Annotated in this window: 21 protein-coding genes; 5 read left to right on the forward strand and 16 right to left on the reverse strand. The window is 71.1% G+C overall.

The window, feature by feature from the left end:
* Positions 1–93: 93 nt before the first annotated feature.
* Positions 94–1,044: a GlxA family transcriptional regulator gene (locus AC54T2_RS14950; RefSeq protein WP_496666578.1), complete on the reverse strand. Its 951-nt coding sequence runs from the start codon at positions 1,042–1,044 to the stop codon at positions 94–96.
* 205 nt (positions 1,045–1,249) lie between these two features.
* On the opposite strand from AC54T2_RS14950, the gene AC54T2_RS14955 reads away from it, so the two are divergent.
* Complete coding sequence (locus AC54T2_RS14955; protein WP_496666579.1) at positions 1,250–8,872, forward strand: PKD domain-containing protein; 7,623 nt, start codon at positions 1,250–1,252, stop codon at positions 8,870–8,872.
* A 518-nt stretch (positions 8,873–9,390) separates the two neighbouring features.
* On the opposite strand, the gene AC54T2_RS14960 is transcribed toward AC54T2_RS14955, so the two are convergent.
* The 4 genes from AC54T2_RS14960 to AC54T2_RS14975 form a co-directional block, all read right to left on the reverse strand.
* Entirely contained in the window at positions 9,391–10,254 is an 864-nt protein-coding gene (locus AC54T2_RS14960) for an alpha/beta fold hydrolase (protein ID WP_489976072.1), read from the reverse strand.
* Between the two features lie 181 nt (positions 10,255–10,435).
* A complete protein-coding gene (locus tag AC54T2_RS14965) occupies positions 10,436–10,657 on the reverse strand; it encodes a hypothetical protein (RefSeq protein WP_489976073.1) in 222 nt (73 codons plus the stop codon).
* Positions 10,658–10,745: 88 nt separating this feature from the next.
* Positions 10,746–11,141 (reverse strand): DNA gyrase subunit A, encoded by a 396-nt coding sequence (locus AC54T2_RS14970; protein ID WP_489976074.1) that lies wholly within the window; start codon positions 11,139–11,141, stop codon positions 10,746–10,748.
* A gap of 112 nt (positions 11,142–11,253) precedes the next feature.
* Positions 11,254–11,856, reverse strand: coding sequence for a DUF6461 domain-containing protein (locus AC54T2_RS14975; RefSeq protein WP_489976075.1), 603 nt, complete (start codon positions 11,854–11,856; stop codon positions 11,254–11,256).
* Positions 11,857–11,999: 143 nt separating this feature from the next.
* Here AC54T2_RS14975 and AC54T2_RS14980 point away from each other — a divergent pair, with 143 nt between their 5' ends.
* Entirely contained in the window at positions 12,000–12,362 is a 363-nt protein-coding gene (locus tag AC54T2_RS14980) for a hypothetical protein (RefSeq protein ID WP_489976076.1), read from the forward strand.
* Between the two features lie 261 nt (positions 12,363–12,623).
* On the opposite strand, the gene AC54T2_RS14985 is transcribed toward AC54T2_RS14980, so the two are convergent.
* On the reverse strand, positions 12,624–13,355 hold the full coding sequence (locus AC54T2_RS14985) for a UPF0158 family protein (protein WP_489976077.1): 732 nt from the start codon (positions 13,353–13,355) through the stop codon (positions 12,624–12,626).
* A gap of 76 nt (positions 13,356–13,431) precedes the next feature.
* Here AC54T2_RS14985 and AC54T2_RS14990 point away from each other — a divergent pair, with 76 nt between their 5' ends.
* Together AC54T2_RS14990 and AC54T2_RS14995 are read left to right on the forward strand one after the other, a co-directional pair.
* Positions 13,432–13,890: a hypothetical protein gene (locus AC54T2_RS14990; RefSeq protein ID WP_489976078.1), complete on the forward strand. Its 459-nt coding sequence runs from the start codon at positions 13,432–13,434 to the stop codon at positions 13,888–13,890.
* Between the two features lie 181 nt (positions 13,891–14,071).
* A complete protein-coding gene (locus tag AC54T2_RS14995; protein WP_496666580.1) occupies positions 14,072–14,428 on the forward strand; it encodes a VOC family protein in 357 nt (118 codons plus the stop codon).
* A gap of 50 nt (positions 14,429–14,478) precedes the next feature.
* Here AC54T2_RS14995 and AC54T2_RS15000 read toward each other — a convergent pair whose 3' ends face one another.
* From AC54T2_RS15000 to AC54T2_RS15025, 6 genes are all read right to left on the reverse strand, one after another.
* Positions 14,479–15,453 (reverse strand): tyrosine-type recombinase/integrase, encoded by a 975-nt coding sequence (locus AC54T2_RS15000; protein WP_496666581.1) that lies wholly within the window; start codon positions 15,451–15,453, stop codon positions 14,479–14,481.
* Positions 15,454–15,726: 273 nt separating this feature from the next.
* Positions 15,727–16,188 (reverse strand): VOC family protein, encoded by a 462-nt coding sequence (locus tag AC54T2_RS15005; protein WP_496666582.1) that lies wholly within the window; start codon positions 16,186–16,188, stop codon positions 15,727–15,729.
* 29 nt (positions 16,189–16,217) lie between these two features.
* On the reverse strand, positions 16,218–16,601 hold the full coding sequence (locus AC54T2_RS15010; protein WP_496666583.1) for a MerR family transcriptional regulator: 384 nt from the start codon (positions 16,599–16,601) through the stop codon (positions 16,218–16,220).
* A gap of 68 nt (positions 16,602–16,669) precedes the next feature.
* On the reverse strand, positions 16,670–17,512 hold the full coding sequence (locus tag AC54T2_RS15015) for a patatin-like phospholipase family protein (protein ID WP_496666584.1): 843 nt from the start codon (positions 17,510–17,512) through the stop codon (positions 16,670–16,672).
* A 145-nt stretch (positions 17,513–17,657) separates the two neighbouring features.
* On the reverse strand, positions 17,658–19,139 hold the full coding sequence (rpsA, locus tag AC54T2_RS15020) for a 30S ribosomal protein S1 (protein ID WP_186342027.1): 1,482 nt from the start codon (positions 19,137–19,139) through the stop codon (positions 17,658–17,660).
* Between the two features lie 254 nt (positions 19,140–19,393).
* Entirely contained in the window at positions 19,394–20,296 is a 903-nt protein-coding gene (locus AC54T2_RS15025; protein ID WP_496666585.1) for a phosphotransferase family protein, read from the reverse strand.
* Positions 20,297–20,357: 61 nt separating this feature from the next.
* On the opposite strand from AC54T2_RS15025, the gene AC54T2_RS15030 reads away from it, so the two are divergent.
* The gene (locus tag AC54T2_RS15030) at positions 20,358–21,176 is read left to right on the forward strand and encodes a class I SAM-dependent methyltransferase (RefSeq protein ID WP_496666586.1); all 819 of its coding nucleotides are present in this window, start codon (positions 20,358–20,360) and stop codon (positions 21,174–21,176) included.
* Here the strand turns inward: AC54T2_RS15030 and AC54T2_RS15035 are convergent.
* Genes AC54T2_RS15035 through pgfA form a run of 4 tightly spaced genes read right to left on the reverse strand, consistent with a single transcriptional unit; the run spans position 21,114 to position 26,413 of the window.
* A complete protein-coding gene (locus AC54T2_RS15035; RefSeq protein ID WP_489976085.1) occupies positions 21,114–23,324 on the reverse strand; it encodes a transglutaminaseTgpA domain-containing protein in 2,211 nt (736 codons plus the stop codon). The genes AC54T2_RS15030 and AC54T2_RS15035 overlap by 63 nt on opposite strands.
* Positions 23,321–24,526, reverse strand: coding sequence for a DUF58 domain-containing protein (locus tag AC54T2_RS15040; protein ID WP_489976086.1), 1,206 nt, complete (start codon positions 24,524–24,526; stop codon positions 23,321–23,323). Before AC54T2_RS15040 ends, AC54T2_RS15035 begins: the two co-directional genes overlap by 4 nt.
* Entirely contained in the window at positions 24,523–25,500 is a 978-nt protein-coding gene (locus tag AC54T2_RS15045; RefSeq protein WP_489976087.1) for an AAA family ATPase, read from the reverse strand. Before AC54T2_RS15045 ends, AC54T2_RS15040 begins: the two co-directional genes overlap by 4 nt.
* Positions 25,501–25,525: 25 nt before the next feature.
* A complete protein-coding gene (pgfA, locus tag AC54T2_RS15050; RefSeq protein ID WP_186342021.1) occupies positions 25,526–26,413 on the reverse strand; it encodes a cell envelope lipid trafficking protein PgfA in 888 nt (295 codons plus the stop codon).
* Positions 26,414–26,468 lie beyond the last annotated feature (55 nt).

Below are 26,468 nucleotides of genomic sequence, written 5' to 3' on the forward strand. Positions count from 1 at the left end.
CCCAACGGCGGGATCTCGCCGGGCACGCGCGGGATCGAGCGACGGGCTCGCCCGTTGGGTCCGTCCGACCGGCGCCGGATGCGGGCCGCGCGATCAGGCGGGCGTGCGGAACGTACGCCGGTACTCCTGGGGGCTGACGCCGCGGGCGCGGCCGAAGTGGTGGCGCAGGGTGGCGGCGTTGCCGAAGCCCACCTCGGCGGCCACCCAGTCGACCGAGTGGTCGGTCTGCTCGAGCAGCTCCTGGGCGGCCCGCACCCGCTCGCCGAGGATCCAGCTGTAGGGCGTGGTGCCGGTCTCGTCCTTGAAGCGCCTGGCGAAGGTGCGCCCCGACATGTGCATCTGCCGCGCCAGCGTCTCGACGTCCAGGTCGTCGGCGAGGTGGGCGCTGATCCACGCCAGCAGGGGCGCCAGCGCCTCCGACTCGCACACCGGCACCGGGCGGGCGATGAACTGCGCCTGCCCGCCATCGCGGTGCGGGGGCACCACCATGCGCCGGGCGGTGGTGGCCGCCACCCTCGCGCCGAAGTGCTGGCGCATCACGTGGAGCGCGGCGTCGAGACCGGCCGCCGAGCCGGCGCCGGTCACGATCGGCCCGTCCTGCACGTAGAGGACATTGCCGTCGATGCTCGCCTCGGGGTGGCGGGCGGCGAGCTCGTCGACATAGCGCCAGTGCGTGGTCGCGCGCCGCCCGTCGAGCAGGCCGGCCTCGCCGAGGATGAACGCGGCGGTGCAGTGGGCGAACACCTGCGCGCCCCGGTCGTACGCGCCCCGCACCAGCTCGACGACCTCCGGCGACGGCTCGAGGTAGCCGCGCTTGGGGATCAGGCACACCAGGTCGGCATCGGCGGCGTCGTCGAGGGAGTGCTCGACGTGCAGGTCGTATCCCGTCGCGCCCCGCACCCGCCCGGGTCGTGGCGTGGTGACGACGAAGTCGAAGACGGGGTTGTCGTCCTGGGGGTGGTAGGGCTCGCCCCACACCTCGCACATCGAGCCGAGGCCGAACGGCTCGGCGCCGTCCTGCACCACGGCTGCGACCTTCCTCATGCCGCCAGCCTGCTCCCCCGGTGGCAGGAAATCAACCAGTATCACGATTCCTGCCACGGGCGACCGGCTCGCGACAGCGGGGCCCGTTCCGGCGAGACGAAATCACCTTTTGCTTGACGTCACGCAAAAGTCGGCTCTAGCGTGACACAGGTCACAGGGCGCGACGCCCTGCGGCGCCCCGAACTCGGTTGTGGGAAGGCCCGCCATGCACCAGCGGTCTCGTCAGCTCGTCGTCTCGTTGCTCGCCCTGGTGACCGGCCTGGCGCTGGCCCTCGGCCTCACCGCCCCGGTCATGGCCGCGGTGCCCGACCCGGTCGCGCCAGCGGCCGCCGTCGAGCGCCAGAAGGACTCCCCCGGCCCCGGCACGGGGGCGAAGGAGCCGGGCGCCCGCACGCCGGCGGCGGCGGAGGCGACGGGGGCGACGGGGGCCGCCGCGCCCGACCTGACGAAGTTCCAGAAGGTCGTCCTCGGCCAGGGCACCGGGCTCGGCGAGGTGATGGAGCTCACCGTCGCGCCGGACGGGCGGGTCTTCTTCCTCACCCGCGCCGGCGACATCTCGATGTACGACCCGGCCGACGGCAGCATCGAGATCATCATGAACAACCCCAGCCTCGGGGTGTGGAGCGGCCTCGAGGACGGCGGGCTGGGCATCACGCTCGACCCCGCCTTCGCCGACAACGGCTGGGTCTACGTCTACTACGCCCCGCTGCCCGCCTCGCTCACCGCCAACCGGCTCTCCCGCCTGACGGTCGAGACCGACGAGGACGGCGAGACGTTCATCGACAAGTCGTCGGAGAAGGTCATCCTCGAGGTCGGCACCCAGCGCAACGTGTGCTGCCACTCCGCCGGCTCGCTGCAGTTCGGCGACGGCGGCGTGCTCCACCTCGCGACCGGTGACAACACCTCCTCCTCCGACAACGACGGCTACTCCCCCCACGACGAACGTCCCGGGCGCTCCGACTACGACGCGCAGAAGTCCTCGGCCAACACCAACGACCTGCGCGGCAAGATCCTGCGGGTCGTCCCCCGCGACGACGACGCGGGCGACGTCGACCCGACCCCCGGCGACGGCATCTCCTACGACATCCCCGACGGCAACCTGTTCGGCGAGGGCGGCGCCTACCCGTCCGCCCGCTACCCCGACGCAGACCCGGCCCGCACCCGCCCCGAGATCTACGTGATGGGCCTGCGCAACCCCTACCGCCTCGGCGTCGACCCCGACACCGACGCGCTCTACTGGGGTGAGGTCGGCCCGGACTCGCGGGTCAACAGCCCCAACCGCGGCCCGCGCCACTTCGAGGAGTTCAACCGCACCGAGGTCGCGATGAACGGCGGCTGGCCCTACTGCGGCGGCGAGGTCGGCCCCGACCTGACCAAGATGGACTTCGGCGGCGCCTACGTCGACTGGGACTTCGTGGCCAACCGCTACCGCACCAACCCCGACGGCAGCCCTAAGCGCTTCCCCTGCGACGACCCCGACGCGATGACGGGCGTCAACGACTCGCCCAACAGCACCGGCCTGCAGACCCTGCCCCCGATGACCGACGCGTGGATCCCCTACTCCGACGTCGGCCCCTACAAGTACGCCGCCGTCCAGGGCGCCACCCCGACCGGCGGCCAGGTCTACCGGCAGTCGCAGAACACCGCGGCCAAGGACACCGCCTTCCCGGCCGACTACGAGGGCTCCTACTTCATGTCGGAGATGAGCCGCGGCTGGATCAAGGAGGTCCGGATGGACGCCGCGGGCAACATCACCGCCATCAACGACTTCATGGACGGGTTTGTCGCCCCCGGTGACCTCGAGTTCGGCCCCGACGGCTCGATGTACGTCCTCGAGTACGGCACCGGCTTCTTCTCCGGCTCCCCCCAGACCAAGCTCGTCCGCATCGACTACGCCATCAACGGCTCCGCCCCGGTGGCGCGCGCCGGCGCCGACGTGACCGAGGGGCCGGCGCCGCTGGCCGTCCAGTTCACCAGCGCGGGCACGAGCGACCCCGACGGCGACGCCGTCACCTACGCCTGGGACCTCGACGGGGACGGCGACACCGACTCGACCGACGCCTCCCCCTCCCGCACCTACGACACCCCCGGCGACTACACGGTGCTGCTCACCGTGACCGACTCGACCGGCAAGTCCGCCACGTCGCAGGTCGTGATCAACGTCGGCAACACCGCGCCGAAGGTGACGATCGAGCTGCCCGCCGACGGCGGGTTCTACGCCTCCGGCGACGACATCCCGTTCGTCGTCGACGTGCAGGACGCCGAGGAGACGGTCGACTGCAGCGAGGTCGTGGTGCAGGAGGGCCTCGGCCACGACATCCACGTCCACCCCAACCTGTCGGTCACCGGCTGCGAGGGCACGATCCGCACGGCCGCCTCGGGCGACCACGGCCCGGACGCCAACACCTACGGCGTCCTCATCGCCACCTACCGCGACGGCGGCGCCAACGACGGCGCCAACGCGCCGCTGCAGGGCAGCGACACGGTCATCCTCCAGCCCAAGCTGCGCCAGGCCGAGCACGCGACCAACCGTCAGGGCGTCGGCTACACCGGCTACGACGACAAGTCCGGCACCCGACCCGGCGGCGGCGGCCTGATCACGGGCATGGGCAACGGCGACTGGGTGATGTTCGACCCGATGAGCCTGGTCAACATGACCGACGTGTCGATCCGCTACTCCGGCGGACCGCAGGCCGGCGCCACCATCGCGGTGCGTGCGGGCGCGGCCAACGGTCCCGTCGTGGCCACCGTGCCGCTCGCCGGGGGCACCGAGGGCCAGTACTTCTACAAGACCGTCAGCGCGCGCATCACCGCCCGAGACGCCGACCCGGGCGGGCGTCCGCTCTACTTCGTCTACTCCGGCAACGGCGAGATGAACTTCGACGAGTTCTCCGTCGCCGGCAAGGGCGTCGCGGGCAACACCTCCCCCGTCATCGCCTCCGCCACCGCGACGCCCGCCGACGGACTCGCGCCGCTCGAGGTGGAGTTCGCGGCCGAGGCCAGCGACCCCGACGGCGACGCCATCACCTACGCATGGGACTTCGGCGTCGAGGGCACCGACGACGACACCGCCACCACGCCCACCGCGTCGTGGACCTACCCCGAGACCGGCACCTACACCGCGACCCTGACCGTCGAGGACGCGACCGGCAAGTCCACCAGCCGTGCCGTCGAGGTCATCGTGCGGCAGCCCTGCGCCAGTGCGCCCACCGCGGACGACGGCTACGAGCTGCTCTTCGACGGCACCGACGCGTCGGCGTGGAGGCAGGCCGGTCCCGGCGGCTTCACCGTGGAGGACTGCGCGCTCACCAGCCGCGGCGGCCTCGGCCTGTTCTGGTACTCCGAGCGCACCTTCGACGACTACGTGCTCAAGGTGCAGTTCAAGCTGTCCGACGACGGTGACAACTCCGGCGTCTTCACCCGCTTCCCCGACCCGGGCACCGACCCGTGGGTGGCCGTCGACGAGGGGCACGAGATCCAGATCAAGGAGGGCCAGCCGGGCGACGAGCCGCAGAAGACCGGCTCGGTCTACAACTTCGACCGCGAGGACGCGCGCAACGCCAAGCCGGTCGGCGAGTGGAACGACTACGAGATCCGGGTCGAGGGCCAGACCTACACGATGACGCTCAATGGCCAGGTGGTGAACGAGTACACCTCCGACGGCTCGCGCGGCACCGAGGGCTACGTCGGCCTGCAGAACCACGGCGACGCCGACGAGGTGAGCTTCCGCAACATCCAGATCCGGGAGCTCGACGTCGACGAGCCGTTCGTCAACACGCTCACCGCGGAGCCCGTGCGCGGCGGCGCCCCGCTCGAGGCCGACTTCACCGCCGAGGGCGTCGACCGCCAGGGCGACGCGATCACCTACGAGTGGGACTTCGGCGACGGCTCCGACCCGGTCACCGGCGCGGGCGAGGTCTCGCACACCTACACCGAGGGCGGCACCTTCACCGCCGAGGTGACCCCCGTCGACGCCGACGGCACCCGCGGCCTGACCCGCACCACCGAGGAGATCACCGTCCTGGTCGACCCGGTCGCCACGGCGACCGCGACCCCGCGCTGCGGCGTGCTCCCCCTCGAGGTCGACTTCGACGCCTCCGCCACCGACCCGCAGGACCAGTCCGTCACCTGGCGCTGGGACTTCGGCGTCGCCGGCACGGACGACGACACCTCCACGGAGCAGTCGCCCACCTACACCTACACCGAAGCCGGGGAGTACACCGCGACGGTCACCGCCACCGACCCCGACGGCAACACCGGCACGAGCTCGGTGCGCATCGAGGTGCTCGCCGACGGCGAGTGCCGCCCGGTGGCCGACCTGTCCGAGCTGTTCAACAACGACGGCATCTCCACCGACGCCAACCCCGGCGACGGCAACTTCGACGGTGGCGGCTGGACCTTCGCCGCCGAGCTCCTCCCGCCGGCCGTGCAGGAGGACGGCGGACCGGTGCGGCTCAACGGCGTCGACTACGACTTCGGCAGCCCCGCCGACGGGAGGCTCAACAACGTCGAGGCCGACGGCCAGGTCATTCCCCTGCCCACCGGCACCTACGACCAGCTCAGCGTCCTGGCCACCGCCCACAACGGCGACGTGCAGAAGGACGCCACCCTCGCCTACAACGACGGCACGACCGTCCAGGTGCCGCTGCGGTTCACCGACTGGGCGGTGGCGCCCAAGTTCGGCGAGGAGATCGCCATCGACATGCCCTACCGCCACAACGGGGGCGGCGACACCTCGCCGCGGGTCATGATCTTCACCCAGCCGATCCCGCTCGCGGCCGGCAAGCAGCCCGACACCCTGACCCTGCCGGTCGACCCGAAGCTCCACGTCTTCGCGGTCTCCGGCATGCGGTCGGAGGAGCCGGCGCCGCCGTGCGAGCAGCCCGAGCGCTCCGACGAGTTCAACGACACCGAGCTGCTCGACAACTGCCACTGGACGGTGCGCCGGCCCGACGAGACGGCGTACGACGTCTCCGACGGCGCGCTGCACCTGACGGCGCGACCGGGCGAGTACAACGACACCCCCAACATCATCACCCAGGCCGCACCCGAGGGCCCGTGGACCGCGACGACCAAGCTCACCTGGGACCCGCTCGACGCCGGCCAGCAGGCCGGGCTGGTGGTCGCCGGCAGCGGCGGCTCCGGCTTCGCGAAGCTGACCTTCGTCGACAAGGGCAGCGACCGGGAGTGGATCGAGTTCCTGCGCTCGTCGAGCCCGAGCAACAGCGACTTCGACTTCAGCGGCAACTGGAACACCGGCGGCGGCAGCTTCGACGGGCCGTTCCTGCCCACGAGCTTCCCCACCACGTTCTGGCTGCGCTTCACCTCCGACGGCGCCCAGCTGCGCGGGTGGTACTCCACCGACGGCGAGCAGTTCACCGAGGTCGGCGACCCGCGCGCCCTGGCCGGGATCAGCAACCCCCGCGTCGGCGTGATGGCACTCACCGGAGGCGCGGCGGGCGGCCCCGTCGCGGACTTCGACTTCTTCCGCTGGTCGGGCGTCCAGGAGGGCGAGGACCCGACCGTGACCGCCACGGCCGAGCCGACCTCCGGCACCGCGCCGCTCGACGTCGACTTCCGCGCCGAGGGCACCGACCCGGAGGGTGGGGACCTCACCTACACCTGGGACTTCGGCGTGGCCGGCACCCAGGACGACACGGCCACGGGCGCGGACGCGAGCTGGACCTACACCGATCCCGGCACCTACACGGCGACCGTGACGGTCACCGACCCCGACGGCCAGACGGGCGAGGACACCGTCGAGGTGGTGGTCGAGGAGCCGGCCGGCGGCGACGTCTTCGTCGTCGACGCGGTCGACACGGCCACCGACAACCAGTGGGTCGCCGAGCAGACCGGCACGTCGACGGTCACCGTCGAGGTGGGCGACACCGTCGAGTGGCAGTTCGACCGGGCCACGATGGGCCACGACCTGACCTCGCGTGACACCGCCGACACGTGGTCCCCGCCCCTCCAGGAGTACCGCGACGCCAACGGCGCGCCGGTGCGCTACACCTTCACCCGCCCGGGCACCTACGAGTACTGGTGCAGCATCCACGGCGCCACCATGCGCGGCACGGTGGTCGTGGAGGAGCCCGCCGAGGACAACGAACCTCCGACGGCCGAGCCGTTCGTCTCGCCGCGCACCGGGCCCGCCCCGCTCTACGTCCACTTCGAGGCCCGCGCCAGCGACGCCGACGGCGACGCCCTGACCTACCTGTGGGACTTCGGCCAGAGCGACCAGCCGTCCGACCAGTCGACGCAGTCGCACGCCCACGTGACGTACGCCGACCCCGGCAGGTACGTCGCGACCCTGACCGTCAGCGACGGCAAGGGCGGGACCTACGAGGAGGAGTTCGAGATCTCGGTCACCGGGGAGGCGCCGCGCGTCAGCGTCTCGGCCACTCCCACGAGCGGCCGTGCTCCGCTGCCCGTCGCGTTCACCATCAACGCGATCGACGACCAGGGAGGTCCGCTGACCTACACATGGGACTGGGGGGACGGGACGACGTATACCGGCCCCAAGCCGCCGCTCAACCACGTCTACACGGCTTCCGGCAGCTACACCGCCACGTTGACCGTGACCGACCCCGACGGCAACGAGGGCAGCGACAGCGTCGAGATCAGCGTCGACGCGCTGCCGGACGTCGAGGCGAGCGCCACACCCGCGAGGGGCAGCGCCCCGCTGGAGGTCGACTTCTCCACGGCGGTCACCACGGGCGGTGAGCTCACCGCCTTCGCCGACGGCACCACGACCTACCCCGAGCTGTCCGGCACCGCCTCGATGGTCCGCTCGCGGGACACCACGGTGACCACGCTGGACGTCACCGGGCTCAAGCCCTCGGCCGCCCACATGGTGCACGTGCACGAGCAGTCGTGCGCGGACGGCAACGGCGGGGCGCACTTCCGCTTCGACACCGATCTCCCCTTCAGCGAGGGCAACGAGATCTGGCTGCCGTTCACCAGCGATGCGGAGGGAGCCAGCGGCGAGGTGGTGGTGACCAGCGACCAGCGTGCCGACTCCGACGCCGTCGCCATCGTCATCCACGACCCGGACAACGCGGCCAAGCGGATCGGCTGCGTCGACCTCGACCCGAGCACCGCCGGGCTCACCTACGCGTGGGACTTCGGTGACGGCGCGAAGGCCGAGGGGCCCGACCCGACGCACACCTATGCCACGCCCGGCACCTACCGGGCCACGGTGACGGTGGGCAGCGCGGACGGGACCGACACGGTCACCGACACAGTCGAGATCGTCGTCACCGGCGACGGCCCGCCCCCTCCGGGCGACACCACTCCCCCGGACACCACCATCACCAGTGGTCCGAAGGGCCACGGCCGCGGGCGGGCGGCGACGTTCGCCTTCGTCTCCTCCGAGCCCGGCAGCAGGTTCGAGTGCAGCCTGGACGGCGGAGCCTGGGCGGCGTGCTCGTCACCGAAGACGTTCACCAGGCTCGGCCAGGGCGAGCACGAGCTGAAGGTGCGCGCCACCGACGCGGCGGGCAACACCGACGCCAGCCCGGCGGTCCGCACCTGGACGGTCGACCGCGGCAAGCCCAAGGTCACGGTGGTCTCCGGGAGCGAGCCGACCCGCGACCGGACGCCGACCGTCCGCGCGCGGATCAGCGACCGCCACGACCAGCTCCGGGCGAGCGACGTGACGGTGCGCTTGGGCGGCCGGTCCGCGGCGGACGTGCGGGTGACCCGCAAGGGCCTCCTCATCGCGACGTCGAGGACCCTGGCCCCCGGACGCCACCGGGTGGTGCTCGTGGTCCGCGACGAGGCGGGCAACAAGCGCGTGGTCCGCTGGTGGCTGCGGGTGCTCCGCTGACCCAGTGCCTGACCAGCACCACCTCGCAGCGGCACCCGCCGGTCCCCCGACGGGTGCGGCTCCCCGTCGTACGTCGACCTGGTGCTGGCGCTGCTCGCCGACTCTGGGGCTTCGTCCCCGACGACGTCCACCTCGTGGTGAGCCCGACCACCATGTTCTGCGTGCCCACCCACCTGCAGCGCCTCTTCGCCCACTGGGACCGCGTCGGCGTGCCGGACCTCTCGTCGTTCCGGCTCGTCGCCACGCCGGCGCGCCGTGCCCCGCGCCGATCAAGCGCCGCCCGGTCGAGCTCTTCCCCGACGGCGCGACGTGGGAGTTCGACGGGTCGACGGAGGGCCAGGCCAGCGCGTGCCCCTCGGAGGAGTGGCGCGGGGGCCCGCCTTCACCGTCGGCGACGTCGGGCGCCTCGACGCCGACGGCTACCTCCACCTCGACGGCCGGCGCCGAGCCCGAACTGTTTCTGCGACCTCACTACGTGCCCACTTCGATGCGCAATAGCTGCGGGCCGTCGAGCGTGGCTAGGCGAGGAACGGCGCCACCAGTCGGCGGAACCGCTCGGCGCCGTTGCGCCATGGGAAGTGGCCTGCACCTGGTTGGACGACGAAGTCGGCGTTCGCGAACAGTCTGGCGACCTGCTCGGCCAGCGCGGGTGGAACTCCGACGTCTAGGCCTCCGGCAAGCACAAGCACGGGCGCGTCGAGCCGTGACAGGGCGTCGCGCGTCGATGTTGCGTCGAAGGCACCGTCCGCACCGAAGGCCTGGATGAGCCGCGGATCGCGTCGCGCGTCCATCCGAGCGACGTACGCGCGGGTCGCGTCGTCCCAGCATCCGTGGCTGAACGGCTCCAGCAGTCCAAGTTGCTCAGCCGTCGCGGTGCCGACCCACGCCGCCTCGAGCGCCCCCATCGCGTCGGCGAACCACGGCTCTTCCGAGCGGAGGCGCGCTACCGTGCGCCGCGCATCATTCGGCACCTCAAGGTCCAGGCCGCGTACGGATGGCGCCACCAAGACGAGTCGGCACACTCGACCGGGGTTTCTTTCGGCATAGCGATACACGACATTGGCGCCGGCGGAGTGCCCGAGCAGCTCGATGCGCCCTTCACCGAGGTGCTCTCGGAGCGCCTCGAGATCGTCGGCAAGCCGGTCGCAGCGACACGCTGACGGGTCGTCGGCCCCGCCCGATGAGCCGGTGCCCCGTGGATCAAGCAGGGCAAGTGCGCGGTCGGCGTGCAGTCCGCCGAGGTCGCCGAGGTAGTCGGAGTCGAGCATCGGCCCGCCGGGCACGCAGATCAAGGGCGGACGGGACGGCGAGGTGGAGCCGAGCAGGCGGAATGTCAGGCGTGCGCCGTCGCGAGCGAAGAAGGAGTGCAAGGTGAGGTCCATAAGGACTGCCTTTCGAAGTACTGGACAGTGGTAATCGGACTCACCTCCTCTGGTCGTTCGCGGGCCTGAGACCCTACATCTGCTGAGCCCCCGATGGAACAGTTGTTGCATCAACGGGTCGCGCGAGCCCGAAGACTTGGATCTGCCGAGATGAGTGCGCCTACCGCGCGGACAGGTTGTGCTACGCCAACACACGCTGGGCGAAAGTGCGGACGTCGATTCCACGAAGGTCTAGTTCGTCGAAGACCATGCCCGTCGTCACCATCTGGTTCTCAAGACCTGCCCACACGACGTCAACATGGTATTCGCCCCACACGACGGCGACTCCGACCTGGCCGACCTGCAGTTCCTCGATGCCGTGGCCCACGCGAGGTGCGTACTCGACGTAGACGCTGCGGCGCATTGCCTGAGTGTAGACCGCCAAGACATCCGGATCTGCCGCGATCAGCTCGTCCGCTCATGCCGAGATCCGGATGGCACGGGCGAGGCTGTCAGCCCTGGCTGAGTTCCCGCTCAAGAGCCGCCACGTGCTCCCTGAGTTCGAGGTGACGCTGCTCAATCTTCTGCCGGTCTGCCGAAGTCAGACGTCGGAACTGGACATCCATCACCGCCCAGGCTTGCACTTCCGAGAACGCGTACTGGCCTACCAGCGCTTGGTTGGCGGCCTCAGGGTCCGAGGCGTTCAGCACGGTGTCGAGCACCGCGTGCGCATCGCTTGCAGCGGTGGCGATCGCCTCGTAGATGTGCAAGTGCCGAAGCGCGTCCTGGAGTTCGACCTCTGGGTTGCGATCCGGATCCTGACTCGTCATGGGATCAACCTGCCACGGACTGAGTTGATCTACCGCTACGTTCTGAACGTCCGCATCTGCCGCGACCAGTGCACTCATCTGCCGATGATCGGACGTTGGAGGGCAGCGAACTGTTTGCTACCTGGTTGGCTCAGACGATGTCCGTAACCGGCTCGCGCCGACGCGATTCGACAATTCTCCCTACGGGAAATCACTCCAAGTAGGTGAGCGTCCGCACGCGGTGGTACCCCGGCTGCACAGCACGGCTCAGGTCTTCGGCGGTGACCACGACACCGGTATGTGTGGCCGCCATCGCGTATCCGACGAACCCTCTCGCTCCCTCGTCGTCGTCACCCGCGGCATCGAGGTTGACCCAAGCCGAGTCGAACATCGGACGCAACTCCGAGGGCACGGACTCCTTCTCGTGCTCTTCCACGTACATGAACTCGTCAGCGTCGAAGAGAACCACGCCGTCGCGAGCGCAACCAAACCGCTCATGTGCCTGGATGTTCGAGCGCGTGACCGCCGCAGCGCCTCCGAGCGACGAGAGCGCGGCCAGCACTCGTGGGCTGGGATCGGCGTATCCAGTGTGCTCGAACGCGACAACACCACCCTCAACCTCGGCCAACGCATACCCGGAGTAGTCCACATCCTCCAGGTCCGGATAGGGCTCTCCGTTTGGTTCGGCTTCCGCGCCGAGAAGTCGAAGCACGTCCGCACGCGTGCCACCGCGGACGAGCAGCACGGTCAGCGACTCGCCGTCGATGCCCGCTTCCTCGAACATCGCCTCATAGTGGGAGGGGTCGTGATCCATGCAGGGAGGCTAGCGCCGCCACGCCAGGCGGCGGTGGTTCAGCGATGCCGTGAGCCGTGCCAAACGTCCGGATCTGCCGCGACCAGGGCACTCATCTGCCGATGAGCGGACGTATGGAACCGACTCGGGCAACATGGCGTCCGATGTCCGTGCGCGCTCTGTTGACCGTTCCGATAGGCGTTGCTCTCGCGTCGGGACTGTTGAGCGCCTGCGAGAGCGTCGGCAGCAGTGGTGATGACGGCGACTGCCTGAGCCACTACGACACTGTCGCCAATGCCTCGACCTGGCAAGGCTTGAAGGACGCGATGCTGGTTTACGACGAACGAGGTCGCGTCGCATCGGTCAGGACTCAAGCCAAAGGGGACGACGTGGGTGCAGGTGACGAAGATGCTGTGCGTGTCGTAGACCTGCTCAACCACAACGGCCGACGACTAGTTCAAGTCGACGTTTGGCGTACCGACGATGGTGCTTGGCGTGCTGGCGTCTGGAATCAGTGCATCGACTGACCGCGACTCCCGTCCGTAGTCAACGCACCCATCTGCCGCGTTGAGGGAAGACCGCAGGTGCCGATGAGCGGGAACCCCGACACCTCCAGTCGAGGCGTGAGTCCCGGGACCCGGCCCGGCTCGAACGGGCTGCCACCCCCACCATGCGACGGGCAGGACGCACCCTTACCGGGTAGATGCGCCTTGGGCGGGCTCCAGGTGAGCGTAGGGGTAACGGGCGTGGTCCCGCGAGGCAGTTCTGACCATCCGGATCTGCCGCGATCAGGTCGTCTTCTGCGCGCCGTCGGCGGCCGGCGCTGCCGGGGCGAAGCCTTCGGCGGCGAGCCAGGCTCGGGCGCGTCCCCGCCGCCGTTCCGCGGAGTACACATACCAGCGATCTTGAAGGTCGGGCCAGCGTGTCAGCTCGTCCTTGAAACGGCGGAACACGCCCCGACCCTCCAACGTCCGCGCCAAGCGGTCGACGAGGTCTGGTTCGGCGACCCCGGCGACGAACAGTTCCATGTCGCGGTACCCGGCGCGCGAGCCCTCGCTGACGACCCACAGCCAGCGTTCGCCGTCGTCGAGATCCTCATCCTTCCCCTCCTCCTCGCTCTCGATCCCGTACTCGAACACCGCCTCGGGCCACACCTCACCGGTGTGAAGATCGATGCGGCCGCCCGCGACCGCGTCACCCTCGAGCACATCGACGAGTTGGTCGAGATCGACCGGCAAGCTCCTCAACAACGGGGCCGGCCCAGCGCCCAGTCTCGCCAACAACGCAGCAACCAGATCCTCGTCGCCCTCCCAGTCCCTCTCGCGCAGATCGGTCACGCACCGCTCAGCCAGCTCGCGCGCTGCCTCGATGTTCTGAGCTAGCGCCGCGAGCAGCCCATCACCGATCAACTGGAGCGCGTGACTTGGCCACGGACCCGCGCGGAGGAGCGACACCAGCGCCTCTCCATCCGCTGTGAACACGGCAACGCGAAACTCTCGTAGCCGCTTTCGCTGGGACATGTCGGCATTCTTCCCATCGCTGCCATCCCGCGCACTACTCGCGGCATGTACGGACGTTCATGGGCAACGGTGAAGCGTGCTCAAACGTCCCATGCCCGTGATGCAATTGCGAATGGCCGCTGCGAGTCTCTTGATCCTCGCGCTCGGTGCCGCCTGTGGCGGCGATGAAAGCGCCGTTGTCGCCTCAACTTCCAACGGGAACGGTCCAGTCGTTGCGCACCCTGCCGAGGAAGACGGTTCCGGCGCCAGTGCCCAGATCGAAGGCCCACTATCTATGTCGAGCGGGTGCCTACTGGTCGGCGGGTATCCGGTGGTCTGGCCTTACGGCACGACGTGGGATGCGGACGCCCAAGCAGTCCGCTTGTCCGATGGTCAAGTAGTCGCCTTGGGCGATCGGGTTAGCGGAGGCGGCGGATACCCGCACTTGCCCGACCTTGGAACCGAGTTTGCCGAGCCACTGACGGACTGCCCGACGAACGAGTACGAGGAAGTCGCGATGTTCAATGCCGGGGATCAGATCACCGTCACCAAGTGATCTATGTTCTCACCAGCCAGCTGCAGACCCTTCGACGACCGGGGCGCATGCCACGCTCGCTCATCGGCAGATCCGCGCTCTGAACGCGGCACACCTGGCCGTCACTCGGCGCAAGGGCGGACACTCCGATCGAGATGTTGCGGACGTGCGGCTCATGCGAACACGGACTACGGTGCTGAGGATGAGACTGCGTCACGTGACGATCGATTGCGCGGACCCCTACGAGCTGGCAGCGTTCTGGAGCCGATTGATCGACTGGCCGATCTCCGACATCGATGAAGCCGGCGACGACGAGGTGCTAGTCGAAGCGCCGGACCAAGTGCCGGGTCTCCTGTTCGTCCGTGTACCCGAGCCGCGATCGGCCAAGAACCGGGTTCACCTCGACTGGGCGCCCGACCGGCGCTGCCGCGACGAGGAGGTCGAGCGGGCGGTCAGCCTCGGCGCCACGATCCACGAGGATCACAGGGGTCCAGAGGATCGCGGCTGGGTGACCCTGCGTGACCCCGAGGGCAACGAGTTCTGTATCGAACCACAATGAACTCAGGCGGCGCCCCAGACCGTGGGCACGGACATCGGCATGTGCGGTCGTCAGGTCGCTGAGGCCATGAACGCGGTCGTGCGCGGGTCGGCATGGCGAGCAGCGATCTGGACGTCGCGTAGGTCGACGCCGGCGTCGAGCATCGTGGTCACGAACGTGAGGCGCAGCATGTGTGGGTGCATGCGGGCGGTCGTGACGTTGGCCGACCTGGCGAGTGCTCGCAGGCGGCGGGTGGCTGCATGCCGGTCCAGCCGTCGGCCGTAGCGGTTGAGCAGGATCGGGCCGACCGTTCGTTCGGCGATCGCCTGGTCGACGGCACGGCCAACAGCGGGAGGAAGCGGCACCAGGGCGGTCTTGTCGCCCTTTCCGTGCACGGTGAGGACACGGTGACCGCGAGCTTCGCCAAGCGCTTGGACGCTCGAGCCGGTCGCCTCGAACACGCGTAGGCCGAGCAGTCCGTGCATCGCGACGAGTGCAAAGTCGTTGGGGTTGGCGGAGTCGCGGCCGGCGGTGAGGATGGCCTCGAACTGCAGGTGGCTGAGCCCGAGTGTCGGCGACTCGAGTGGGACGTGTGGGCGTCGGACGTACTCGGCGGGTGAGTGCTCAAGGATCTGGTCGATGACGCAGGTTCGGTAGAACGTGGCCAGCACGGATAGACGCCGCGACACCGTCGATGGTCGCAGGTGGCGGACTTCTTGCAGCCAGCGCAGGTAGAGCTCGACATGTGCTCGCTGCGCTTGCAGCCTGAGGTCCTTCTCCAGGCACCAGCGCAGGTAGGTGTTGAGGTCGGATGCGGTGTGGGCGCGGCTCTGCCCCTTGTAGCGGGCCAGGTGTGCGGCGACAGCAAGGCGCAGCATCGGGTCGTCGGCGTCGGTCAGGGCGGGGAGAGTGTTGGTGTCCATCGGTCCACGACGCCTCGCCTCGGAAGGTTCGTCAACGCGCGCATGGTTCCCTCGCTCAGCTTCCTCGAGCCAGTCGGGATCCGCACATGCCGAGATGAGTGCCAGATCCGGACGTCGGGACACGCGGCGCTGGTGGCTTCTGCCGGTCTGCCGCGATGAGGGCGCAGGACTACCGGCGTCCTGGCCGCCTCGATCGCGGTCCGCGGGCGCCGATCACCCGGCGCGGCACGCTCGAAGAGCTCGAGCACACGTTCAGCGCCTCACGCGGCGAAGCTCACCACCTCGCGCAGCTCGTCCCCAGTGAGGTCGATGCGCCCGTCCGGATCCAGACCCATCGTCTCGTTCCTGTCGTCGTTCGCCGTCAGCCGGCATCCTCTATCACGAGCCCGGAGCCCGTCACCTGTCGGCGTCGGTGCCGAAGCCGGGCCTCCTCGCCCTGGTGGCCTGGTCCTCGAGCTCCTGGAAGAAGGTGATCTCGAGTCCTGCGGGCGCGTTGAGCCGCGAGTTGAGGGAACGCCACGGCGTCTCGCGAGGGCTGGCGAGGAGCTCGGCGCCGGCAGCGGTGGCGGCGTCGGTCGTGGCGGCCGCGTCGTCGACCTCGAAGGCCACCCGCAGGGACGCCCCGGGGCGCCCTTCGTTCTCCACCTCGTCGATCACGCGCTTGTGGGTCGGGTTGGCGATCTCGAGGGTGGCGCGTCCGGCGTCGAGGATGGCGACGAGGTCGTCGCCCCCGTTGGCGAACGCGGCGACCTCCTCCATCCCGAGGACGTCACGGTAGAAGTGGAGTGCCTGCTCGTAGTCAGCGGCCTCGACGACCAGCCGCAGCTGCCTGACGTTCCTGTCGGTGTCGGTGTCCATGCTCCACAGGATCGGCCCTGACACCGGTGTCAGGTGCAAGCCGGGTCGCGCCGGGTCGCGTCGGGTCGCACGACCGACAGCTCGGCCCGCGGCCCGTCCAGCACGCGCTGGGCACGGTCGAGCTCGCGACGCTCGTCCTCGATGCGCTGCTGCTCCTCGCGCAGCCTCTCCTCGAGGAAGCCCGTGCGCTGCGAGACAGGTACGTCGAGGCACGGGAGGATCTCGGCGATGATGCGGGTGCCGAGACCGGCCGCGAGCATCTCCTGGATGCGGATGACGCGGTCGACGTCCTCGGGGGCGAACAGGCGCTGGCCCGAGCGGTCGCGGGTCGGGCGCACCAGCCCGCGGGCCTCGTAGTAGCGGATGGACCGCACGCTGACCCCGGTCAGGTGGGAGAGTCGGCCGATCTTCACCGGCACAGGATCCCACGGCCCGGAGGGCCCCGGCTGCGTGCCGCCGGCGAGCGGACCGACCGGCCCGATCAGGCGGCCCAGACCGCGCCGACCCGGTCGACCAGGTCGCGCGACTGGCGCAGCCCCGCCTCCGCGGCGACGGCGCGCTTGGCCGGGTCGAGCAGGTTGCGGCCGAAGGCCGCCAGCGCCTCGGCGTCGGGGGTCACGACCGACCACGCCCGGGGCGCGACGCGCTCGACCTGCGCCCGGATCGACATCTTCCGGCTGACCGAGCGCGGCAGCGGCGCGAGCACGACGAGCCGCTCGGCGCCCGCGGCCACGTCGACGTTGGCGGTCGAGCGCATGCCGCCGTCCATGTAGGTGCGCCCGTCGATCTCGACCGGCGGCCACACCGTCGGCACCGCACAGCTCGCCGCGACCGCCGCGACGAGGTCGACGCCGGAGTCGCGCGTGAAGACGGTGAACTCCCCGCTGATGGTGTCGACGGCGGTGATCCGCAGGTCACGCTCGGGCCACGCCCGGACGGGCAGGCGCGAGCGGATCACGGCCTCGCGGTCGACGCTTCCCGGCGCGTGCGAGGCCAGGGCCACCCGGCCGACGCGCGCCAGCTTGTCGCGTCCGCTGCCGGGCAGGACGTAGGGCGGGACGAGCTTGAGCGCCGCGATGCGCGACAGCCGTCCGCCGAGCTCGGCGTCGGCGGGCTCGAGCTGGGTGGCGTAGAGCTCCTCGAGGGACGGCCCGCCGGTCACCTGGGCACCGACCACGGAGCCGGCCGAGGTGCCCACCACGACGTCTGCGCCGGTGAGGTCGACGCCCTCGCGGGCGAGTCCGGTGAGGATGCCGAGCTCCCACGCGATGCCGGTGATCCCCCCACCGCCGAGCACCAGCGCCGACGTGCCACGACCAGTCATGTCGCCAGTTCTATCGGACCGACCCTGACGGGCGGCCCGACGACACGGGCACCACGGCCGCCGCGGCACCACGAACGACGACGGCCCGCCGGGAGTCCCGGCGGGCCGTCGTGGTGCTGCGTGGTGGTGCGTGTCGATCAGCGGATCAGTTGGAACCGCCGGTCAGCTTCTCGCGGAGCGCCTGCAGCGCCTCGTCCGAGGCGAGCGACCCGCCGGTCTCCTCACCGGGCTCGGCCGCGGTGTCGCCACCAGAGGAGTACGAGGTGGCCTCGCCGGCCTCGGCCTCGGCGACCTTGGCGTCGGCCTGCTGCTTGACGTGCTGCTCCCAGCGGGCGTGCGCCTTGGCGTACTGGTCCTCCCAGATCGCACGCTGCTCGTCGAAGCCCTCGAGCCACTCGCCCGTCTCGGGGTCGAAGCCCTCGGGGTAGACGTAGTTGCCCTGCTCGTCGTAGGTGGCGGTCATGCCGTAGAGCGTGGGGTCGAACTCCTCCACGTCGGAGGCGGCAGCGGTCTCGTTGGCCTGCTTGAGCGACAGCGAGATCCGGCGACGCTCGAGGTCGATGTCGATGATCTTGACCATGACGTCGTCGTTGACCTGCACGACCTGCTCGGGGATCTCCACGTGGCGCTCGGCCAGCTCGGAGATGTGCACCAGGCCCTCGATGCCCTCCTCGACGCGGACGAACGAGCCGAAGGGCACCAGCTTGGTGACCTTGCCCGGCACGATCTGGCCGATCTGGTGGGTGCGGGCGAAGTGCTGCCACGGGTCCTCCTGCGTCGCCTTCAGCGACAGGGAGACACGCTCGCGGTCCATGTCGACGTCGAGGACCTCGACGGTGACCTCGTCGCCCACGGCGACGACCTCGGACGGGTGGTCGATGTGCTTCCACGACAGCTCGGAGACGTGGACGAGACCGTCGACGCCGCCGAGGTCCACGAACGCACCGAAGTTGACGATCGAGGAGACGACACCCTTGCGGATCTGACCCTTCTGGAGCTGGGTCAGGAAGCCGTGGCGGACCTCGGACTGGGTCTGCTCGAGCCAGGCGCGACGCGACAGGACCACGTTGTTGCGGTTCTTGTCGAGCTCGATGATCTTCGCCTCGAGCGTCTGGCCGACGTAGGGCTGCAGGTCGCGCACGCGACGCATCTCCACCAGCGACGCCGGGAGGAAGCCGCGCAGGCCGATGTCGAGGATGAGGCCACCCTTGACGACCTCGATGACGGTGCCCTCGACGACGCCGTCCTCCTCCTTGACCTGCTCGATGGTGCCCCAGGCACGCTCGTACTGAGCACGCTTCTTGGACAGGATCAGGCGGCCTTCCTTGTCCTCCTTCTGGAGGACCAGGGCCTCGACCTTGTCGCCGACGCTGACGACCTCGTTGGGGTCGACGTCGTGCTTGATCGACAGCTCGCGCGAGGGGATGACGCCCTCGGTCTTGTAGCCGATGTCGAGGAGGACCTCGTCGCGGTCCACCTTGACGATGGTGCCGTCGACAATGTCACCGTCGTTGAAGTACTTGATGGTCGCGTCGATCGCCGCGAGGAAGTCCTCTTCGGACCCGATGTCGTTGATCGCCACCTGGGGGGCGTCGTAGTCCGGAAGAGTGGAGAGGGTGCTCGTCATGTGGAAGGAGGTTCCCTTGGATGGATGGAGTCGTGCGGACGCGTGCAGCGGTCCGTTTCACTGGTCTCCGACGGTGACAGATCACACGCGGTGACACGGCGAGCCCGAGTTCGCTCGGTATGGAAGCCGGGCAGACGACTGACGCAACACCCAAGCCTACGCGTGCGCGCACCATCGCGTCCAACCGGCGCCGCACGCTCAGCCCACGCTCAGCGACCGCTGCCGCCCGCGGGCGCCGAAGCCCCGCCCGACGCTCAGGTGCCGAAGGGCCAGGCGTGCAGGTCGCCGGTCGCCGCGACGGCCCGGAGCAGGGTCGCCGACCGGGCCGCCACGGGGTTCTCCTCCTCCCGCGCGGCGAGGTCGACCAGGGCCCACAGGTCCGCGGCGCGGGCGCCCTCGAGGGCGGCCTCGCGCTCGCCCCCGCGCAGTGACGTCCACGCGGTGAGGACCCCGTCGACGTAGTCCGGGTGCCGGTCGAACCGCAGCAGGTTGCCCAGGTCGGTCCACGGGTGTCCGGCGTGGGCGTGCTCCCAGTCCAGCACACCGGTCACCTCCAGCGTGTGCGGGTCGACCAGCAGGTTCTTGGGGTTGAGGTCGCTGTGGACCAGACACGAGCGCCGCACCGTGTCGAGCAGCTCCTGGGCGGGCCACGCCACGTCCCCCAGCGCCGCGCGCTCCTCCTCGGGCCAGTGCGCCAGCCGCGACTCGACCCACTCGAGCAGGCCGATGTCGGGGAAGCGGCCCAGGCCGAGGTCGGGGTCGGCGAAGGGCCCCGGCCGCAGCATCGGCATCCCGGCCAGCGCTCCCGCGACCGCGCCCGTGCGGGTGCCCAGCCGGCGCAGCGCCTCGGCGTCACCGGCGGCGGTGAGTCGCTCGACGACGAGGTCGCCGCGCTCCCCCGGCAGCCACGACATCACCAGCAGCCCGGGGTGTCCGGTGGCCGGGTCGGCCCGCCGCACCTCGAGCACCTCGGGCACGGGCAGCAGGCCGCGCACCAGCTGCAGCGCCGCCTGGTCCACCTCCGGCGCGGCCGCGCCGCGCGGGTCGTCCGGCGGATAGAGGCGTACGACGGCGCGCTCCCCGCCGGCCTCGCCGAGGAAGGTCCGCCCCGAGTGACCGCCGGCCAGGGGTGCGAGGGACGCGTCGAAGGCACTCATCGCCCCGCATCGTGCCACGCGCCGTCCGGGCCACCGGCGGGCGGGAAGTACGCTCCGGGACGTGGAGGATCACCTGCCCCAGTCCGTGCGCGTCGAGCGGCGGTCGGTCTCCGAGCAGGAGTCGCGTCGCGCCAACGGTCCCGACTGGGACCGCTACGCCGACGAGTACCAGGCCACCCACGGCGCGTTCCTCGGCGACGCGGGCTTCGTCTGGGGACCCGAGGGTCACACCGAGGACGAGCTGCGGATCCTCGGCGACGTCGAGGGACTCGACGTCCTCGAGGTCGGCAGCGGCGCCGGACAGTGCTCGCGCTGGGTGCGCCTGCACGGCGGCCGCAGCTTCGGCCTCGACCTGTCCCACCGCCAGCTGCAGCACTCGCTGCGCCTCGACGAGGAGACCGGCGTCGCGGTCCCGTCCGTGCGCGGCACCGCCACCGCGCTCCCCTTCGCCGACCGCAGCTTCGACGTCGTCTTCTGCTCCTTCGGCGCCCTGCAGTTCGTCAGCGAGATCGACGTCGCCGTCGCCGAGGTGGCCCGCGTGCTGCGCCCGGGCGGGCGCTTCGCGTTCTCCGTCACCCACCCGACGCGCTGGATGTTCCCCGACGACCCGGGCGAGGCGGGCCTCACCGCGACCCAGTCCTACTGGGACCGCACGCCCTACGTCGAGGTCGACGACGCCACCGGGGTGGTGTCCTACGTCGAGCACCACCGCACGATCGGCGACTGGGTGCGGCTGCTCGCGGCGCACCGCTTCCAGCTGGTCGACCTCGTCGAGCCCGAGTGGCCCGAGGACCACGACCGCGTCTGGGGCGGCTGGTCACGCGTCCGCGGGCTGCTGACGCCGGGCACGGCGATCTACGTGGCGCACCTGCCGGGCTGAGCGGCTCCCCCGAGCCCTGGCCCGGCTCGCCAGGAGCGACGCCGGGTTGACGTGCGACCACCACCGGCGGCGCCTGCCCGCCTCCGCCACGAGGCGGCGCCGCACCACCTGGCAGGCGTCCCAGAACTCCCTGCCGTCCTCGGCGGGCGGGGCCGCCGGGGCGAAGACGGCCGCGTCGGCCCGCCGCGCGAGGTCGGGAGCGACGTCGAGCTGCCGGGCCTGCGCCAGGCGGCTCCACACCTCCGGCACCGGGGTGCCGCGGTCGCGGGCCGCGTCGAGCACCTCCTGCCATCCTCCGACGTAGAGCGCCGACCACGACGGCGTACGCCGACGGCGCGCGCGGCGCAGCACCTTGACCAGCGGCACCAGCAGCAGACCGAGGAGGCCCGCACCCAGCACCACCGCGGCACCGGCCGCGGCGACCTGCCAGCCGGGCGTCCGCTCGACGGGGACCGGCGGCGGGTCGATCTCGCCGTCCGTCCCCCGCGCCGCCTGGTCGAGCTGGCGCTCGACGAACTGCGCGGGGTCGATGGCCGGCGGCGGCGCCACGGTCGGGTCCTGGACCACCCGCGTGGACAGGTAGCGCTCGAGGTCGAGGGGGCGCCAGGTGCCGTCCGCGAACTGCAGCTCCACCCACGTCGTCAGGTCGCCGTAGTCGACCAGGCCCCGCCGGTCAGGCTCGGCCCCCGTCACCACCCGGGCGGCCACGCCGAGGCGGGAGGCACCGAGGGCCATGAGCGCGCTGTACTGGAACGGCGTGCCGCTCATCCGCTGCGAGCCCAGCATCCGCCGCCCGAGCATGTCGGGCGACTGGTCGAACTCCTCCGCCACCCGCACCGTGCCCTGGGTCCGCAGGTAGCGGGCCAGCAGCAGCACCCGCTCCAGCGGCAGCAGGTCGTCGCGGGCGAACGGGCGCAGGTAGGGGTCGAGGAACGCGCCCGCGCGCTGCCGCTGCTCGTCGGTGGGCTCACGCGTCGCGTCGCGGCGGGTGAAGTCGACCTCGCCGAGCACCGACTCGAAGCGGTACTCGTCGCGCACGTCGACCCCGCCGAGCACGAGCGCGCTGGCCGTGGCCTGGTTGTAGCGCACGTCGCCGACGTCGGTCCGGCCCGGGTTGAAGGCGAAGTCGATGCTGGTCAGCTCGCCGAGCATCGGCAGCCAGTCGCTGGAGTAGCCCGGCCGGAACCGCACCCGCACGACCTCCGTCGCGCCGGGGTGCAGGGCGGAGACGTCGGACCCGATCCGCTTGAACGTGCCGTAGCCGTCCGAGCCCGGGGAGCTGTCGGCGGGCACCCAGGCCGTCCCGGTGTAGAGGTCGAGCGCGGCCAGCCGAAGGCGGCGGCCCTCGGGCACGCCCCTGGCCCGGAACAGGCGGATGTCCTGGGTCCGGGCGGCGGGGAGCACCCGGGTGTCGGCGACGAAGGGGGTGTCGTTGCGGCCCCGGAGCAGCACGCGATCGGGGTCGTCGGCGTCCGGCACGACGAGCGCGGCCAGGCCCGACACCAGCACCACCGTCAGCACCGCTGACACCGCGGACGCGCCGGACCCGCGGGCGCCGTGCGCCGACGACTCGCTCCGCCGCGCGCGCACGGCCGCCCAGCCGAGCAGCACCACCCCGATGAGGACGGCCCGCGGCACCAGCAGGGTCGGTGCCAGCACGCCGAGCGGGATGGTCGCGGCGAGCGCGGCCAGCAGCGGGACCACCGGTGCCAGCGGGCGCGTCGAGGCGACGGCGAGCCAGGCCGCCGGGAGTGCGGCGAGGAAGCCGACGAGGAACGGCACCAGCATCACCTGGCCGGTCGCCTCCACGGGCGGGACCGTGCTGACGAGCGTCGTGGGGGCGTGGACGGAGTCGACGATCACCCGGCTGGCCGTGCGCAGCGTCGGCACCAGCCACGGCCCGGGCTCGCGCAGCGCCGCCCACGCCGCGACCGGGACGGCTGCCGCGAGCGCGACGAGGGAGTACCACCACCCGCCCTCGTGCACCCGGCGGGTCACCAGGGCGAGCCCGGCGAGCAGCACCACCGGCACCAGCCCGGCCACCAGGTAGCTGCGGTCGGCGAAGGTGTCGTCGAGGATCGAGAGGATCGTCGCGCAGACGACCACGACGACGAGCGCGTCGGCGACGCCACCTTGCCGGGTCCTCACCGGATCCCCCGGGCCAGGAGCGCGCGGAGGCCGGCGAGGTCGGGCACCACGAGCTCACGCAGGGCACCGCTGTCGCGCGCGGACGCCTCGGTGGCACTGTCGGCGCGTACGACGAGCCAGTCCGCGCCGCGGCCGAAGCGGGCGGCCGCGGCGTCGACGTCGACGAGGCCGCGGGCGGCACCGGTGACCTGGACAACGAGGCCACTGCCGACTCCTGCCTCCGCCGCCTCCGCGGCGCAGGCCACGTGGTCGTCGCCGTCGTGGAGCGCGAAGCGGCACGCGACGTCGGTCATGGCGACCGGGTGGCGGCTGCGGGCCAGGTGCGGCCCGCACCGCAGGTAGGTGTCGAGGTCGTCACGCACCGCGCGCAGTGCGATCGAGGTCGCCGCCGACACCGCCAGCTCGAAGTCGTGCTCGCGCGGGTAGGAGGCGCGTGAGGCATCGACGAGCACCGTCACGTGACCGCGCCGCGTCTCGTGGAACTGCCGCACGAGCAGCTGCCCGGCCTTGGCCGAGGAGCGCCAGTGCACGTGGCGCAGGTCGTCGCCCACGGCGTACTCGCGCAGCGCGTGGAAGGCCAGGTCGCTCATCGACAGCTGCCGGCTGGTCGCCCCGTCGAGGTCGCTGGTCATGCCGCCGGCGAAGACGGCGAGGTCGCACACCTGCGGGGACACGAGCAGGTCGAGCTCGGCGCCGAGCCGGTGGCTGCGGGTCATCAGGCCCACGGGGTCGGTCTTCTGGTAGGTCACCGGGCCGACGGTGTGCACGCCGCGGGGCAGGGCGGGGACCTCGACCACCTCCTGGTGTCGCGCGAAGGGCCGCAGGAACGGCAGCCGCAGCCGCACGGCGGCCGGTCCCAGTGGCACCACCACGCGCGGGAAGAGCATCGGGGCCGCTCCCGCCTCGACCTCGAGGACGGCGACGGGGGGCGGCGCCCCGACGACGGTGCGGTGCTGCCTGAGCGAGAGGGTGCCCGACAGCGCGCCGGGCAGCACCTGCCACACCAGCGCCACCAGGAGCAGGCCGAACGCGGCGACGGCGAGCTGGGTGAACTCGTGCCAGCTGAGCCACACGGCGAGGCCCGTCGCGACCACGGCGGTCGCCAGCACGCCGCGACCGAGCGGCGTCAGCAGGCGGGGCGGGCGAGCGAGCCGCGGCATCCGCCGCGCGGGCGCCCGGCGGGCGCCGGCCCGCTTGCTCACGCGCGGTCGCGCGGGGCGGGCACCTGCGCGAGCAGGTCGTCGATGACCGCGGCGGAGGTGGTGCCGCCGTAGACCGCCCCCGGCGCCATCAGGAGCCGGTGCCCGAGCACCGGGTGCGCCAGCGTGGCGACGTCCTCCGGGACCACGTGGCCCCGCCGCTCGGCCAGCGCCCAGGCCTTGGCGGCACGGATCCAGGCCAGGCAGCCGCGCGTGGACAGCCCCACGCGTACCTCGGGCACCTCGCGGGAGGCCTCGGCGAGGCGGCGTACGTAGCTGATGATCGCCGGGTCGACGTGGACGAGGTCGGCGAGTCGGCCCATCCGCTCGATGTCGCCGACCGTGACGACCGGGACGAGGTCGGCGGCCCGGTCACGGATGCGTGACTCGGCCAGCAGCGCCTCGGTGGACGCCGCGTCGGGGTGTCCGATGCTGGTGCGCATCAGGAAGCGGTCGAGCTGGGCCTCGGGGAGCTCGTAGGTGCCCGCCTGCTCGATCGGGTTCTGGGTGGCGATCACCATGAACGGGCGCCCGACCTGGTGGGTCGTGCCGTCGACGGTGACCTGTCCCTCCTCCATCACCTCGAGGAGCGCCGACTGCGTCTTGGGCGACGCCCGGTTGATCTCGTCGGCCAGGACCAGGCTGTGGAAGAGGGGGCCGGGGTGGAAGGAGAACTCGCCGTGCGCCTGGTCGTAGACCGTCACGCCGGTGACGTCGGAGGGCAGCAGGTCGGGGGTGAACTGGATCCGCGCGAACGAACAGTCCAGCGACCTCGCCAGCGCGCGGGCGAGCATCGTCTTGCCGGTGCCGGGGAGGTCCTCCAGCAGCAGGTGCCCTCCCGAGACCAGGCAGGCCAGCGAGAGGCGTACGACATGCGGCTTGCCGAGCACGGCCGTCTCGACGTTGCGCTGGACCCGCTCGAACGTGTCGGCGTACCACCCGACGTCGTCGGGTCCGACCGTGGTGAGCTCGGACATTGCCTCGGGGCGTCCCGGCCCCGGCTCAGGCGGTCTTGTCGCGGCGTCCGCGCAGCATCAGGAACCCGCCGGCCAGGAGCGCGATCGCCCCGCCGATGAACCCGACCAGCGGCAGCGTGGTGGTCAGCAGGCCGAGCAGCTGGCCGTTGTCCTTCGCCTCGGCGACGTTCTTCTCGACCTGCTCGTCGGTGAAGGCGAGCTGCATGTCGAGCAGCGTCGAGCCGTCCTCGAGCTCGCGCACCTCGTGCTGGGTCTGGTTGATGATCGAGCCGGTCGTCGGATCGATCCACAGGTACTTGTCCTGGGAGTAGACGCCCTCGATGCCGTCGACGACCTCCGCGGGCTGGTCCTCGATCAGCACGTGGTACTTGTACGTCTCGAGGCCCTCGATCGTCTCCGTGCCGTCGTAGGTGGCGTCGACCGCCTCGCCCAACATGCCGTCCCAGTAGGTGTAGTCCTTCTTCTGGGCGTCGAAGGGCCACTTGTTGACGAGGCCCGACTTCTCCTCGGAGCTCGGCGGCACGTACTTCGGGTCGTTGACCGCCTGGGCGGTGTTGCGGTTGGTGGCGAACACGTCGCTGCTGGCACTGACGAGCCGGTCGTCGGACTCGTCGACGCACTGGGGCGTGTCGCCGTCGTCGATCACCAGGCAGGTGGTGCTGACGAAGACCACGACGTCGTCGCTCGAGAGCTCGGCGTCGGCCTTCGTCACGCTGGCTGCCTTGACCTGGAGCGACTCGACCTCGCTCGTGGCGGGGTTGAGCTTGTCGGCCGTGCCGGACAGGTTGGTCAACGTGTCCGTGTCGAGCGGCGTCTTCTGGACGGCCGTGCCGCCCCAGAGCACCACGGTCAGCGCAGCGACGAGCAGGAACGAACCAAGACCGAGCAAGACGCCGGCAATGACCTTGCGCACGGGTACCCCCATAGATCAGTGAAGTCGCCGAAGGCTACCAGCAAGTAGATCCCTC

Source organism: Nocardioides sp. Z35_8 (assembly GCF_059621125.1).

Coding starts and splice junctions, on each gene's coding strand:
- AC54T2_RS14950 (WP_496666578.1), bottom strand. CDS start 1,044: ATGAGGAAGGTCGCAGCCGTGGTGCAGGACGGCGCCGAGCCGTTCGGC.
- AC54T2_RS14955 (WP_496666579.1), top strand. CDS start 1,250: ATGCACCAGCGGTCTCGTCAGCTCGTCGTCTCGTTGCTCGCCCTGGTG.
- AC54T2_RS14960 (WP_489976072.1), bottom strand. CDS start 10,254: ATGGACCTCACCTTGCACTCCTTCTTCGCTCGCGACGGCGCACGCCTG.
- AC54T2_RS14965 (WP_489976073.1), bottom strand. CDS start 10,657: ATGCGCCGCAGCGTCTACGTCGAGTACGCACCTCGCGTGGGCCACGGC.
- AC54T2_RS14970 (WP_489976074.1), bottom strand. CDS start 11,141: ATGAGTGCACTGGTCGCGGCAGATGCGGACGTTCAGAACGTAGCGGTA.
- AC54T2_RS14975 (WP_489976075.1), bottom strand. CDS start 11,856: ATGGATCACGACCCCTCCCACTATGAGGCGATGTTCGAGGAAGCGGGC.
- AC54T2_RS14980 (WP_489976076.1), top strand. CDS start 12,000: ATGTCCGTGCGCGCTCTGTTGACCGTTCCGATAGGCGTTGCTCTCGCG.
- AC54T2_RS14985 (WP_489976077.1), bottom strand. CDS start 13,355: ATGTCCCAGCGAAAGCGGCTACGAGAGTTTCGCGTTGCCGTGTTCACA.
- AC54T2_RS14995 (WP_496666580.1), top strand. CDS start 14,072: ATGAGACTGCGTCACGTGACGATCGATTGCGCGGACCCCTACGAGCTG.
- AC54T2_RS15005 (WP_496666582.1), bottom strand. CDS start 16,188: ATGGACACCGACACCGACAGGAACGTCAGGCAGCTGCGGCTGGTCGTC.
- AC54T2_RS15015 (WP_496666584.1), bottom strand. CDS start 17,512: ATGACTGGTCGTGGCACGTCGGCGCTGGTGCTCGGCGGTGGGGGGATC.
- rpsA (WP_186342027.1), bottom strand. CDS start 19,139: ATGACGAGCACCCTCTCCACTCTTCCGGACTACGACGCCCCCCAGGTG.
- AC54T2_RS15025 (WP_496666585.1), bottom strand. CDS start 20,296: ATGAGTGCCTTCGACGCGTCCCTCGCACCCCTGGCCGGCGGTCACTCG.
- AC54T2_RS15045 (WP_489976087.1), bottom strand. CDS start 25,500: ATGTCCGAGCTCACCACGGTCGGACCCGACGACGTCGGGTGGTACGCC.